This window comes from Novosphingobium sp. BW1, from assembly GCF_008107685.1.
In the GTDB taxonomy this organism is placed as follows: Bacteria; Pseudomonadota; Alphaproteobacteria; order Sphingomonadales; family Sphingomonadaceae; genus Novosphingobium.
On sequence record NZ_VIRF01000036.1, the window covers coordinates 19,176 to 32,968 of the forward strand.

Sequence of the window (13,793 nt, forward strand, 5' to 3'; positions counted from 1 at the left end):
GGCCGTGCGCCACATTTTTGATGCATCAAGCGCCTTAATGCAGTTTGGATTGACAAACCTTGTCCGCTAACTCATTATGAGTCGCATGAAGCGCTTTGATGCATATGATTCTGGTGTTTTGCGTGGCTTCGCGTCAATCTCTGCGGGCTACCCTTTTCGCGGCAAGATCGACGCACTGCCGGAAGGCGGGGTCGCCGTTATACAAATGCGCAATACCGATCCTGACACTGGGATCGATTGGAATGGGCTTTCGCGCATCGAACTGCCACGCCCATCCACAAAAGCATTTCTTCGGCCCGACGACATCATTTTGTCCACGCGCGGTGGACGCAACTTCCCCTATTGCATCGAGGAATCCGACGAGCAGGTCGTTTGCTCGCCGCATTTCTTCGTCATTCGCGTCATGACAAGTGCGATCCTGCCCCAATTCCTGGCTTGGCAGATGATGCAGAAGCCTGCGCAAGACCACTTCGCAGCGGGCGCGACCGGCTCCTACATCCTCAATCTCAAACGCGAGGTGGTTGAGACCCTGCCGATCACGATCCCACGGCTGGCGCAGCAGCAGCACATTGTCGATTTGGATGCGGCAATGCGCAGCGAACGTGCGATCCTCACCCAACTTATCGACAACAGAGCCGCCGAAATGGCGGCCATTGCCCGGCAGCTGCTTGCACCTGCCTTTCAGCGCTCGGAGCAGAGAACATCGTGAACGACCAGATCAAACAGGACGAAGTGAACAAGGCCGTTTGGGCCGCTTGCGACACCTTTCGCGGGACGGTCTCTGCCGACGTTTACAAGGACTACGTCCTCACCATGTTGTTCCTGAAGTACCTGTCGGACGTCTGGCAGGATCACTACGACGAGTACAAGAAGCAGTATGGCGACACGCCCGAACTTATCGCGGAGCTGATGACGAGCGAGCGTTTCGTCCTACCGGAATCTGGCAACTTCACCACGCTCTACAAGGCGCGGCATGAACCGGGGAATGGCGAGCGGATCGACAAGGCGCTGCACGCCATCGAAGAGGCTAACGTCGGCAAACTGCGCGACGTATTTCAGGATATCAGCTTCAACTCTAACAAGCTGGGTGAGGAAAAGCAGAAGAACGACATCCTGCGTCACCTTTTGGAGGATTTCTCCCGTCCCGAGCTGAACATGCGCCCTTCGCGCATCGGCAACCTCGACGTGATCGGCAACGCCTACGAATTTCTGATAAAGAACTTCGCCGCCGATGCGGGGCGCAAGGCGGGCGAATTCTATACGCCGCCCGAAGTATCCGAACTGATGGCCGAGATCATGGACATGGCCGAGGGCGAGGAGGCCTGCGACCCCACCTGCGGTTCCGGCTCGCTTCTGATGAAGTGCGGTCGCCGCGTGCAGGCCAAGTTCGGCGGATCGAAGCGGTATGCGCTCTACGGACAGGAATCGATCGGCAGCACCTGGGCGCTCGCCAAGATGAACATGTTCCTCCACGGCGAGGACAACCACCGCATCGAATGGGGCGACACCATCCGCAACCCCAAGCTGCTCGAAGTGGATCCTCGCCGTACAAATAATATGCTCGAACCAAGCAGGGACCGGCTGAAGCACTTCGATGTGGTCGTCGCTAACCCTCCCTTCAGTCTCGACAAGTGGGGCATCGATACTGCGGAGAATGACCGGTTCGGGCGCTTCCGTCGCGGTCTGCCGCCCAAGACCAAGGGTGATTACGCCTTCATCCTCCACATGATCGAGACGATGAAGCCGAAGACCGGACGCATGGCTGTGGTCGCGCCGCATGGCGTGCTGTTCCGGGGATCGAGCGAGGGCACGATCCGGCAGAAGCTGATCCAGGAAAACCTGCTCGAAGCCGTGATCGGCCTGCCGGAAAAGCTGTTCTACGGCACTGGCATCCCCGCCTGTGTTCTGATCTTCCGCAAGACCAAGACGGACGACAAGGTGCTGTTCATCGATGCCAGCCGAGAGTTCAAGGCGGGCAAGAACCAGAACCAGCTTGATGCAAACCATCTGGCGAAGATCGTCGAGACCTATCGCAACCGGCAGACGGTCGACAAATACGCTTATCTCGCCACGCCTCAGGAACTGGCCGAGAACGACTACAACCTCAACATCTTGCGCTACGTCGATACCTTTGAGGAAGAGGAAGAGATCGACCTGGTTGCCGTCCGGGCCGAGCGGCTCAAGCTGAAGGCCGAACTCGCGGTGCTGGAAGAGAAGATGGACGGCTACCTCAGGGAGCTTGGCTACTGATGGCTGGCGAGATCATCCAGTACCAGACGGAAGACGGCGTCACCGTCATCCGCCTTCAGGCGAGTGACGGCAGCGTCTGGCTTAGCCAGGCCGAAATGGCCGAGCTGTTCCAAACCACCAAGCAGAGCATCAGCCTGCACGTCCGGAACATTCTGGAAGAGGGCGAGCTGGAGGAAGCGGCAACTGTCAAAGAAAACTTGACAGTTCAAACCGAGGGAAAACGCAAGGTTTCCCGCCAGATTTTGCTCTACAACCTGCAAATGATCCTCGCCGTGGGCTTCCGCGTGCGGTCGCTGCGGGGCATGCAATTCCGGCGCTGGGCGTCGGAGGCGCTGAGCGAATATCTGGTCAAGGGCTTCGTCATGGACGACGAGCGCCTGAAAGAGCCGGACAACGACTATTTCGAAGAGCTGCTCGCCCGCATTCGCGACATTCGCGCGTCGGAAAAGCTGTTCTACAAGAAGGTGCTCGATATCTACGCCACCGCCGTGGACTATGATGCGAAGGCGGAGACGAGCCAGCAGTTCTTCCAGACGGTGCAAAACAAGATGCACCACGCCGCCCACGGCCAGACGGCGGCGGAAACCAAACTGGCCCGCGCCGATGCTGCAAAGCCGATGATGGGGTTGACCAGCTGGCCCGGCGAGAAACGAGGTCGCTTGCCCACCAAACAGGACGCGCAGATCGCCAAGAACTATCTGCAGGATGGGGAGATGGAGACGCTCAACCGCATTACCGTCGCCTTCCTGGAATTTGCCGAGGCCATGGCGAAAAACCGCAAGCCGATGCACATGGCCGACTGGATCGGCAAGCTGGATGATTTCCTGAAGTTGGGCGATCACCCGCTGCTCGACGGCGCAGGTCGGGTCTCTGCCAAGCAGGCCCAGCGCCATGTCGATAGCGAATATGATCGCTGGCATAGCCGCGCGATCAACGCGCCGAGCGTGGTCGAGCAGCATTTCATCGAAGCGACTGCCAAGGTGAAGAAACTCGCCGCTAACAAGCCCGCAAAGGGCAAAGGCGGTGCGCAGTGATTCCTGAGGGGTGGGAGCGGGTCTCGCTAGGAGATATTGCGCAAATTACCGGGGGAAAGAGGCTGCCCAAGGGGCGCTCACTGGAGAGCGATCCCACGCCGCATCCCTATATTCGCGTGTCGGACATGCGAATGGGCAAGCTGGATGTTTCAGCTATCCAATATCTTCCGGCCGATCTCGGCCCCGTGCTAAAAAGATACCGAGTGAATGCCGGTGATTTGCTGATCTCCGTTGCAGGCACTCTTGGAGCGATATGCCGGGTTCCGGATGATCTTGATGGTGCAAATCTAACCGAGAACGCTGATCGCATCAGTAGCTTCAAATGCGATTCGGGTTTCCTCTTTCACGCATTGATGGACGAGAAACTTCAACAAGCGATTCAGTCTTCGAGAACAACGAACGCACAGCCCAAGCTTGCGCTGGATAAGATTCGCTCATTCACGATTCCTCTTCCCCCGAAGGAGGAGCAAAGGCGAATTGCACTTGTACTTGAAACCTGGGACCGCGCCATTGAGACGGTCGAGGCGCTGATCGCCAACGCCCGCGCGCAGAAGCTGGCGCTGATGCAGCAGCTGCTCCCGCAAGGCACCACCCCACCCAAAAAACGCCTACCCGGCTTTTCGGGTGACTGGCGCAAGCTGCACATTGGCGATGTCGCGAAGGAGGTTTCGGAACGCGCAGGCGACGAGGCCGGTTACCCGGTCCTGTCCTGTTCCAAATATGACGGGATGGTTGAGTCGCTGAGCTACTTCAAGAAGAAGGTCTACAGCGACGACACGTCGAACTATAAAGTCATGCGGCGCGGCACATTCGGCTTCCCATCCAACCACGTCGAGGAAGGGTCCATCGGCTATCAGGACCTGTGCGATGCCGGGATCGTCAGCCCGATCTACTGCGTTTTCGCAACCAGCAATGAGGTGGACGACGGCTTTCTCTTCAAGCTTCTGAAAACCGATCGCTATCGCCAGATTTTCGCTGCCGCCACGAACGCCTCGGTCGACCGGCGGGGAAGCCTCCGCTGGAAGGAGTTCTCACGGATTCCTCTGCCCTTGCCGCCATTGGAAGAGCAGCGGGCGATCAGCGAGGCTGTAGATGCGGTTGCCGCCACCGAGACCGCATACCAAGCCCAACTCGCCGCCCTCCGTCAGGAAAAAGCCGCGCTGATGCAGCAACTGCTCACCGGCAAACGGCGGGTCAAACTCCTGGAAAGCGAGGTGGCCTGATGGCAATCGCGCCCTATGGCTATGCCTATGAAAAGCTGCTGGGCGCGATGGAAATCATGGCGACCGGCAAGGGCTCCCGCCCGGAACGCCTCGCGCGCGCTGGCAAGCAGTATCTGCTGCCGATCCGCAGCCCGAAAATGCACAAGCTGCCCGCTGACCTCGCGGCCTCGCTGGACAGCCTTTACCGCGAACTCACTTCCGTCCCGCCGCCAACGCAATGGGACAATTCCTTCGACGCAACCGCCCAGCGCATGTCCTGGCAGAAGGCCGAGCGCCTAGCCGAACAACTGTTCAGCCTGTTCCTGGCGGTCGTCGAACTGCGGAGGCAAGCCTGATGAGCAAATCTCGTCCCTTTTCGATCTACCTGCTGAAAGCCGGATTCGACGCGACCAACGCACTGGAAGACGATCACGAGCTTCAACCGGCGGCAGGGGCAACTGCTCTGCCCGATGGGGGAACGCTTTTCATCCTTGATGCCGAACGCAAGCACCCGTGGTGGCGCAGCTACTTCGGGATTCAGGAAGAGCTGTGGCAGCAGTTTAAGGGCGCAATCCTCTTCCTGCCCGTTGGCGATCGGTGCTTCGCACTGACATTCGGCCATGTGCTGCACCACATGAAGGATGAGGCATACGAATACGACTTCGGCCTGATCGTGACATTGAACAGTGTCGACCCCAAGGAACTGAAGAGCGCAGATATGATCGAACCTGGCCCTGCCCGCCGCAGGCGGACGCAGGTTCCGGTCTCAACCGAGCTGACCTATCTTGATTTCGACGGGAATAGCGAGATCATCAAGAGCCTGACTGGCAAGGTGAAGGCTGAATACAAGGACCTGTTCAGCAACGCGACCGGCTCCGCGAGCCTCAAGATCAGCATGAAAATTGATCCGGGCGAGCTTGCAGAGCGCTGTGCGCGCCTGCTCGCCCTCTACGACAGCGAAGATTACAAGGAGACGTTCCCCAACATCCAGAACATCGTTCCGGTTCGCGATCCTGCTGAAGTGAACCGCCTCAATCAACTCGTTCTGGAATCTGTGCAGTCCCGAGATGGCAGCACCACGCTTACAATTCCCGACATTGTCGACTATCGGGACAACACCTGCTGCATGTTTCAAGGTCCGGGCGGAACCAGCGAGGTCTATCCAGACATCTCAATGGAAGCCTTTTACGATTATCTGGGCGAAGACTTCGATCTGAACGCCCTGACTATCGACCAGCTCAAATCCTATCGAATGATCCTGACCGACGTAGAGGGAGCGCCAGGTCGTACATACGGCGTCTTTCGGAGCCTCATTTTTGATGCCGAGCCGCAGGGCGAGGCCGTCCTGTACCACCTTAATGAAGGGGACTGGTACAAAGCCGAGAAGAGCTTCGTCGCGAGGCTGAAGGCATATCTGGATGAGAAATGCGAAGCGACTGACCTGTGCCCGTACAATCACGACGGCGTGAAGGACGGGAAAGCCGTTTACAGCGAAGGGAACTACAACGCTGCCATTCCGGGCTGGCAGGGGCGCTTCATCTGCCTTGATCAAACAGATATCAGTCCGGCGGGAAGCACCAATATCGAGCCTTGCGATCTCTACAGCGTACAGGCGGATGGCGACGCCAAATGCGGGCACCGGGCATCGCTGTACCACATCAAGATTTCGACGCGTTCTTCCCATCTCAGTCACCTGTTCAATCAAGGTGTGAACTCGATCGAGTTGATCGAGCTGGAGGAGACGTCCCGGACGAAGATGCAACAGCTGGTCGTCGACCGCCTGAGCGGGAACGATCAAGCGACCTACCTTGCGCCCTTCGAGAATTTCGATTTCAGGGTGGTGTTTGGGATAATCTCTCACAAAGACCCTGCCGGGCTTTCCGACAATCTCCCGCTCTTTTCCAAAATCAGCCTCATGCGTAACATGCAGCGGCTTGACGTGATGCGCGTGCCGTGCGCGTTAGCATTCATTCCCGACGAAAGCCCGGCGAAGGGAGGTCATTCAAAGCACCAGCAGTTCCTTGTCGAAGTGCAGGACGATGCGAATGGCCATGTGGTACGTGCATTGCCTGGCCAGGGCCTGGACACGGTGGTGCCCATCAAGAGGTGTCCGAAGGCGGTAAAGGATAGTGCGGCGGGGACCCGCTATCGTATGGTAGTAAAAGTTGCCGATGATGGCAGCCTCACGACCCATTTTGGCTGGCCATACGAGTTGGCCGCGTAATGACGCCAAATACCGCCGAGCTTTACAGCTCCCATATCCCGGCCCTCGCAACGCTGGTTTCGCTAAGCTGGGATTATCTCTCGCCCGAGGCCTGCCTCGCCGCGCGCGGTGGCAACCAGGGGGTCGTGCTGCGCGATGTGCTGGTCGAGCAGCTGCGGCGGCGGACGTTCGACTACAAGGGACGAACCTACCCGCTTTCGACCAACGCGATCGACCAGATCGTCCGTGAGTTGACCTCGCCCGCGCTCAACGAAGGACTGATCACCGCCAACGAGAAGCTCTACAACGCGATTACACTGGGCATCACCGTCACCGAATTTGTCGATGGCAAGAAGCATAGCGTCACCGTTCCGATCATCGACTGGGCGCGCCCGCTGGCGAACAGCTTTGCTGTCAGTGATGAGATGGAGGTGCTCGCCGTCCCGGGAACCCACACGCGGCGGCCTGATATCGTCGGCTTCGTCAACGGCATCCCGCTGCTGGTAATCGAAGCCAAGCGGCCCGACAGTGGCAATCCCAACAAGTCGATGGTCGACGAAGGGATCAGCCAAACGATCCGTAATCAGGGGCAGGAGGAAATCCCGCACCTGTTCGCCTATGCCCATCTGCTGCTCTCCATCGGCATGACTGATGGACGCTATGGCACCACCAGGACCCCGCGCAAGTTTTGGGCGCAATGGCGCGAAGAGGAGTTTTCCGAGGACCATTTCCGCCAGATCAAGAACGCCGTAACGGAAATCGATCCGCGCGCGGCGATCCTGAAGAACCATGTGCGCGAAGTGCGTGACCACTTTCGGCACCTGTGGAGCGGCGAACAGGCTGTCACCGCACAGGACCGACTGATGATCGGCCTCTGCGCGCCTGACCGTCTGCTGGAATTTGTCCGCTCTTACGTCCTGTTCGACCGCAAGGTGGACAAGATCGTCGCTCGACATCAGCAATTTTTCGGCATCCGCGCGCTGCTTGACCAGATCAGCCGGGTCAAGCCCGATGGCGCACGCGAAGGTGGGGTGATTTGGCACACCACCGGTTCGGGCAAGAGCTTCACGATGGTGATGCTGTGCAAGGCGCTGCTGCTCCACGACAGGCTGAAGGCCTGCCGTCTGGTCGTGGTGACCGACCGGCGCGATCTTGAAAAGCAGCTGGCAGGCAACTTCCTGACCGGTGGAGCCTTCGGTTCTGATATCGGCTCCAAGGATGCAGGGAGGGCCAAGGCACAATCGGGCCGCGATCTGGCCAAGCGCATCGGCAAGGGAACTGAGCGGATCATCTTCACGATCATCAACAAGTTCGGCAGCGCCGCGCGCCACGCCGAATGCCGCAACAACAGCGCGGACATGATCGTGCTGGTCGATGAAGGCCACCGTAGCCAGGGCGGCGAGAACCACGAGCGGATGCGCAAGGCGCTGCCAAACGCCGCCTATGTTGCGTTCACCGGTACGCCGCTGCTGAAGGACGACAAGACGGCCAACAAGTTCGGGCGGATCGTTCACGCCTACACAATGAAGGACGCCGTGTCGGACGGCACGGTGACGCCGCTGCTCTACGAGGAACGGAAACCGATCCTCGACGTGAACGAGCGCGCGATCGACAACTGGTTCGAGAAGGTAACCGCTGGCCTTTCCGATGAGCAAAGGGGCGATCTTAAGAAGAAGTTCGGGACCAAGGGCGCGGTCTATGGCTCTGGCGACCGGATCAATCTAATCGCACTCGATATCGCGACCCATTTCAAGGAAAACTTCAAGGATGATGATCTCGGCCTGAAGGGACAGCTGGCTACCGATTCCAAGCGGTCAGCCATCCGCTACAAGAAGGCGCTGGATGCAACCGGTTTGGTCAGCAGCGCCATCGTCATTTCGCCCCCTGATACCCGCGAAGGCCATTCGGAAGTTGATGAGGCAGAGCTGCCCGAGGTGCTGCAATGGTGGAAGGAAAACGTGCGTGGCGAGCCCGAGGATTACGAGCGCCAAGTTATCGAGGATTTCTCGACCGAGGGCCGACCCGACATTCTGATCGTGGTCGACAAGTTGCTCACTGGATTTGATGAACCGCGCAACGCTGTCCTCTATATCGACAAGAAGCTCGAACAGCACAATCTGATCCAGGCCATCGCCCGCGTGAACCGGCTGCATGAGCAAAAGAAGTATGGTTTGCTCATCGACTATCGGGGCATTCTGAAGGCGCTGGATACCGCGCTCACGGAATATCAGGACCTCGCTGAACGCACTCAGGGCGGCTTCGATCTCGACGACATTGATCAACTCTATGCCGATGTCAGCACCGAGTATAAGCGATTACCAAGCCTCCACGCCGAGCTCTGGGCGATTTTCAGGCCGGTCAAGAACAGGGCCGATATCGAGCAGTATCGGCAGCTGCTGGTGCCACAGACTCGCGAGAGCGAGGGCGGATCACCTATCGACCTGAACCAGAAGATCAGGGAGGATTTCTACGAGGCGCTGACAGCCTACGGCATGTGTTTGAAGATCGCTCTGGGATCGCGTTCCTTCTTCGAAGACACATCGATCACCGAGGTGCAAATTGCGGAATACAAGCGCGACCTCAAGTTCTTTACCAACCTTCGCAAGATCGTGAAGCAGGACGCACAGGAAGCCGTCGATTACAGCGCCTACGAAGACCAGATCAGGAGGCTGGTCGATCGCTATGTTGTGGGTGAGGACGTGGAGAACGTGGGCGGCGTTCTGATCGTCAACGAGCTTGGGAATCAACCGGCCGCCGAAACCTGGTCTCCTGAGAAAACCCGCAACGAGACCGATATCATCCGATCCAGAGTGCGCAAGACGATTGAGCAGGAATTGGCTGACGATCCCTATGCGCAGCTATTTTTTTCCGACCTTCTCAAGCGCGCCATTGCGGAGGCGTCCGCGCTGTTCGATCACCCCTACAAACAGTATGTTCTGTTCAAAGATTTGGAGGAAAAGCTCGCTGCCAAGACCGTCGACGATCTGCCCAAAGACCTCGAAGGTCACCGCCACGCCAGCGCCTATTTTGGGATTATCCGGCTGGAGATGGGGGACGTGGTCGCTGAAGCGGTTGAACAAGAGGAGTTCATCCACGCAGCGCTGGATATGGAGAAGTTTGTCGAGAACGCCATCGCGGAAAATTCGCTGAATCCAGCAAACATTGAAGCGGCCATCCGTAAAGCCTTATTGCCGCGTCTCTTCGGCTTGACCGGCTTGGAGAAGGCCAAAGTCATCACCGACAAGATTGTCGAGGTCACCCGCGTCGGCCTTGCTCGTGGTAATGGCGCGAAGGCATGATTGTTCGATACGGCGATCAAGAAGTATCGTGCCTCGTTCGACAAACCGCTGCTGTCACGGGCCGTATCCGCATCCACGTCTACCCCAACGGTGATGTGGAAATTGAAGCTCCCAAAGATAAGGAAGTAGAGCACATCAGGGCGGCGGCTCAGCGACGTGCAAGATGGATTTTCCAGCATCGCAACGCAGCCATCGCCGCGCGTCGAATGGCGCTGCCGCGCGAATATATAAGCGGCGAAACCCACTTCTACCTTGGCAGGCGGCACAAGCTCATTATCCATGAGAGCAAATCGCAGCGCTCGGGAGTCAAACTCTTGCGAGGCAAACTCGAAGTTTCGCTGCCAGTGGCGGATCGAGCCGCCGTAAGACGCAGGCTGAATGCGTGGTATAGTGATCGGGCCACCGAATATTTGAGCAAGAAGGTCGGCGAAATATCGGAGCGGCTGAGTTGGATTAGCGCCCCACCACCGTTGAAACTTATGCGTATGAGAACGCAATGGGGAAGTTGCTCGCCCGAAGGGGTTATCTACCTGAATCCTACGCTGATAAGGGCGCCACGTCACTGCATCGAATATGTTATTTTACACGAACTCTGCCACCTGATCGAACATAACCACAGCAAGCGATTTTTCGATTTGCTAACCAAGCACATGCTTGACTGGCAGAGTGCTAAATGGGAGCTAGACTCGCTTGCCGAGTTAATCTTGGCGGGAAATGAGTGATGGGCAAAGGTTCGGATCGCATCCCGAGCTTTTGGACAACTGCTTTTAAGCCGCTCTCACCCAATATCGCGCACGCTTGCAACCTTCATACGATCACGAAATCCCCGGCCCGTTCCGTCCCCTGCCGACCGACCAACTAATGCCGTCGCCGCGCATCAATCCCGAGACCGATTTTCCAACCTGCTTCTCCAGCACCGGGCGCCACGGCACGAGCGTGAAATCTCTGCTCCGTTCAATCAGCGCGAACCGACCGCTCACGAGATCTACGGATCGGCGATAGACGCCCTCGACGCGGGTACCTTCGGCCGCTTCCCGGAACGGCTTCTGGAGCTCGTCGGAAAGGTCCCCCGCCACGCGCAGCAACTCGCGGCGCTGAAGCGTCGCGATTATGCCAGTCGGAAACGTTCTGCCGCTGCCAGCTTCTTCGGCAAATCCCTGCGCCACCAGCCACTGCCGGCGGCGCGCCTGAGCATCGCGCAGGTCGTGACCGAACCCGGCATCGCGCAGGGGCTCGGGCGTGCCCGACACCAGCTCTCGGTCGATCCAGGTTGCGGCGTCAGCATCGACCAGCCGCTCGATCGGTTGTGCCGACAGCAAGGAGATCGCGACTGGACGGTCCCGCAGGCGAGCCGCCTCATAGGCTTCCACTCGATCGAGGTGATCGGGCGCGATGATCCAGCGCCCCGACGGCTCACGCTCGACGAAGCCGCCCGTCCGTCGCATCGCTTCGAGCCGCCGGACGTGGGTCTCGGCGAAGGCTTCGGTCGCGGTCGGATCGTGGCGCAGATGGGTATCCACATCGTAGCGCCCGCCATTGGTAGCAGCGATGCTGGCAATGGTGCGATCGACCTCCCTCACCGTCGGCCTGACGGGTTCGATCCGCACGATCGCACCTTGTGGCAAACTCATTTCGATTTCCGCCCCTCGGCCCGTCGCGACATAGTGGCTGCGCCCGTCGGTGCCGTCGATAATCAGGTAATGACGATCGGCAGGTTCGTCGGCGAGCCCGCGCGCCAGCACGCGGCCGACCAGCGGACGCGCATCGGGCGCGGCGGGATCGTAGATCGCCTGGTCGGCCGGCGCCCGCTGAACGGCGGCGCGCGAAAACTCACGCTGCATCGTGCGGATGATGTCGCCGCGTTCGCCCAGGCGCCGCAGCGTGTCGGCGAGGTCGGGTGCAAGCCGGAAGCGACCGGCGCCGAGCGACTCCGCCAGGCCCAGGCGCGACAGCTTTGCCAGTCGGCCGGCGCGCAGCGTCTGGTCGAAGGTATCGCGCCCGTGGCTCACCACCACCCGGTCGGCGTCCGCGCCCTTGAGCAAGGCCCGGTCGATCGAGGTCAGCCGCTCCTGCTCCACTTCGGCGCGCAACCCCTGCAGGATTTCGCGGTGCGTGCGCGGTCCCAGGTCGAGGTCGACCAGCTCGGCGGCACGCTCGCGAATGCCGGTCGTCATATAGTCGCGGGCGATGATGAGATCGGCACCGCGCTGGTCCTTCCCGCGCACGATGATATGGGTGTGCGGATGGCCGGTGTTGAAGTGATCGACCGCGACCCAATCGAGCCTGGTCCCGAGATCCTCTTCGAGCCGGTTCATCAGCTGCCGGGTCAGGGGCTTGAGGTCGTCATATTGGTCGCCGTCCTCCGGTGAAACGATGAAACGGAACTGATGGCGATCACCGGCTCCGCGCTCGCCGAATGCCTTGCCGTCGGCGACATCGGCGTCGCGGCCGTAGAGCGCGCCGCGTTCGCCCTCCCGCGTGGTGCCGTCGCGCTGGAGATAGCGCAAGTGCGCGGTGGCGGCCGACGCGCCCTTGCCGGCGAGCTTTACTACGCTCGTCTTGACGATGACGCGGCGCCGGCTCGCGGCGCCATGGCCACGGCGACTGGCGAGTATGCGGCCCACGCCCGCGCCGCGTCCGATCCGGCTGCCGGTAAAGCTGGCGCTGGCAGGCCTGCTTCCAATCTCGCCGCCGCGCGCGAGATTGGCGGCGGCGAGCACGCGGCCGAGATAGCGCCGGGGGCGCTTGACGCCCTGGCTGCGCTGGCGCCCGAGGCGGGGTTCGAAACTGTCGTCGTGGGCCATTTTCCTGCTTTCGAATGGCTTGGGCGGGCGAGCATGACCCGCGCGGGAACAGATGAAAACCGGTGCCACTAAACGTGGCGGAATCCCGCCGATTTCGCGGCGATGGCACCGGCATATCAAGGGCAGTGCCGTCGATCTGGGAAAATTACGATGTGCAGACAAAGGCTTATGGAAACGCAGTGCCATAGCTTTATCTTGCCTTACGCCACTCTCCCGGCCGTACCGCTGCTTTTCCCCATTTTCCGCTAACCCGCTGTTCGCCCATGTCGCCCGAGCCGAGGCAAAAAGAAGCCGGAGCGCCGATGCTTGTCCAGCACCAACGCCCCGGCGTTCGCATGCCGTGATCAATGCGTGACCGCGAATGCTTCGCGCGCCTGGCGTTCGCTTCCGAAGCCGCGCCGCCCCATCAATCCGTGCGGGTTTCCGTCGCCATCGACGATGCTCACCGCGACGAACCAGCGGCCATCCAGCCGGCCCATGATCGCCACCCGGTCGAGCTCGAAATCCTCCTCGTCGTTGCTCTCATATGCCCCGAGCCAACGCTCCGACACCCGTGCATCCCACAGGAAATCGCTCTCCTCGGCCTCCAGGAACCGCTGCGCCAGCGCCTCACCTGCGCCCCGTCCGAACTCGATTTCGAGCCCGGCCACGAGCGTTGCCATCACGCGGTCCGATGCGGCACCGATGGTATGAAATATGGTCATGATCGCCTCCTTCGCTTGACGTCCTCATCATTGAGGACAGACCGTCCGGAGACGGGTGGCGGAGCGGCTGTCAGGGCCGCTGGAGGCGTAGCCGGAAGCGCTGCGAAGCGGCGGCGGAGGAACCGATTTTGTTGCGCAGAAACAGACAAAATCGGCTGCGCAGCAGCCTCTGAGAACACCGGCAATAAAAGGGGCCAGTCGTCGGCGGGCATCCCCGGGATAAAAAGGGGCCAGTCCTGCTAGACCTCCGTTTTTGGGCGGGGGTGGAGGATGAAGAGAGTGGAACTCTATCAGAAC

General features: G+C 59.7%; 10 protein-coding genes. 8 read left to right on the forward strand and 2 right to left on the reverse strand.

Features of this window, described 5'->3' with window-relative positions:
* Positions 1 to 85: 85 nt before the first annotated feature.
* The 8 genes from FMM79_RS01140 to FMM79_RS01175 are packed head-to-tail and all read left to right on the forward strand — an operon-like array spanning position 86 to position 10,710.
* Positions 86 to 709 (forward strand): restriction endonuclease subunit S, encoded by a 624-nt coding sequence (locus FMM79_RS01140; RefSeq protein ID WP_148625380.1) that lies wholly within the window; start codon positions 86 to 88, stop codon positions 707 to 709.
* On the forward strand, positions 706 to 2,250 hold the full coding sequence (locus FMM79_RS01145) for a type I restriction-modification system subunit M (protein ID WP_148625382.1): 1,545 nt from the start codon (positions 706 to 708) through the stop codon (positions 2,248 to 2,250). The genes FMM79_RS01140 and FMM79_RS01145 overlap by 4 nt, the downstream gene beginning before the upstream one ends.
* The gene (locus FMM79_RS01150) at positions 2,250 to 3,284 is read left to right on the forward strand and encodes a virulence RhuM family protein (protein WP_148625384.1); all 1,035 of its coding nucleotides are present in this window, start codon (positions 2,250 to 2,252) and stop codon (positions 3,282 to 3,284) included. Before FMM79_RS01145 ends, FMM79_RS01150 begins: the two co-directional genes overlap by 1 nt.
* The gene (locus tag FMM79_RS01155; RefSeq protein WP_148625386.1) at positions 3,281 to 4,507 is read left to right on the forward strand and encodes a restriction endonuclease subunit S; all 1,227 of its coding nucleotides are present in this window, start codon (positions 3,281 to 3,283) and stop codon (positions 4,505 to 4,507) included. Before FMM79_RS01150 ends, FMM79_RS01155 begins: the two co-directional genes overlap by 4 nt.
* Positions 4,507 to 4,842 carry a hypothetical protein gene (locus tag FMM79_RS01160; protein ID WP_148625388.1) on the forward strand — a complete coding sequence of 112 codons (336 nt, stop codon included), beginning with the start codon at positions 4,507 to 4,509 and terminating at the stop codon, positions 4,840 to 4,842. The genes FMM79_RS01155 and FMM79_RS01160 overlap by 1 nt, the downstream gene beginning before the upstream one ends.
* Complete coding sequence (locus tag FMM79_RS01165; RefSeq protein WP_162853527.1) at positions 4,842 to 6,710, forward strand: DUF6119 family protein; 1,869 nt, start codon at positions 4,842 to 4,844, stop codon at positions 6,708 to 6,710. The genes FMM79_RS01160 and FMM79_RS01165 overlap by 1 nt, the downstream gene beginning before the upstream one ends.
* Positions 6,710 to 9,988, forward strand: coding sequence for a type I restriction endonuclease subunit R (locus tag FMM79_RS01170; protein WP_148625390.1), 3,279 nt, complete (start codon positions 6,710 to 6,712; stop codon positions 9,986 to 9,988). Before FMM79_RS01165 ends, FMM79_RS01170 begins: the two co-directional genes overlap by 1 nt.
* Entirely contained in the window at positions 9,985 to 10,710 is a 726-nt protein-coding gene (locus FMM79_RS01175; protein ID WP_205466419.1) for a M48 family metallopeptidase, read from the forward strand. The genes FMM79_RS01170 and FMM79_RS01175 overlap by 4 nt, the downstream gene beginning before the upstream one ends.
* Positions 10,711 to 10,803: 93 nt before the next feature.
* Here FMM79_RS01175 and rlxS read toward each other — a convergent pair whose 3' ends face one another.
* Together rlxS and FMM79_RS01185 are read right to left on the reverse strand one after the other, a co-directional pair.
* The gene (gene rlxS / locus FMM79_RS01180; protein WP_148625392.1) at positions 10,804 to 12,792 is read right to left on the reverse strand and encodes a relaxase/mobilization nuclease RlxS; all 1,989 of its coding nucleotides are present in this window, start codon (positions 12,790 to 12,792) and stop codon (positions 10,804 to 10,806) included.
* 344 nt (positions 12,793 to 13,136) lie between these two features.
* Positions 13,137 to 13,496: a hypothetical protein gene (locus tag FMM79_RS01185; protein WP_148625394.1), complete on the reverse strand. Its 360-nt coding sequence runs from the start codon at positions 13,494 to 13,496 to the stop codon at positions 13,137 to 13,139.
* Between the last annotated feature and the right edge of the window lie 297 nt (positions 13,497 to 13,793).

What these genes read in the sequence shown, in the direction of transcription:
- FMM79_RS01175 (WP_205466419.1), top strand. Translation starts at nt 9,985, where the DNA reads ATGATTGTTCGATACGGCGATCAAGAAGTATCGTGCCTCGTTCGACAA.
- FMM79_RS01160 (WP_148625388.1), top strand. Translation starts at nt 4,507, where the DNA reads ATGGCAATCGCGCCCTATGGCTATGCCTATGAAAAGCTGCTGGGCGCG.
- FMM79_RS01150 (WP_148625384.1), top strand. Translation starts at nt 2,250, where the DNA reads ATGGCTGGCGAGATCATCCAGTACCAGACGGAAGACGGCGTCACCGTC.
- FMM79_RS01170 (WP_148625390.1), top strand. Translation starts at nt 6,710, where the DNA reads ATGACGCCAAATACCGCCGAGCTTTACAGCTCCCATATCCCGGCCCTC.
- FMM79_RS01165 (WP_162853527.1), top strand. Translation starts at nt 4,842, where the DNA reads ATGAGCAAATCTCGTCCCTTTTCGATCTACCTGCTGAAAGCCGGATTC.
- FMM79_RS01140 (WP_148625380.1), top strand. Translation starts at nt 86, where the DNA reads ATGAAGCGCTTTGATGCATATGATTCTGGTGTTTTGCGTGGCTTCGCG.
- rlxS (WP_148625392.1), bottom strand. Translation starts at nt 12,792, where the DNA reads ATGGCCCACGACGACAGTTTCGAACCCCGCCTCGGGCGCCAGCGCAGC.
- FMM79_RS01185 (WP_148625394.1), bottom strand. Translation starts at nt 13,496, where the DNA reads ATGACCATATTTCATACCATCGGTGCCGCATCGGACCGCGTGATGGCA.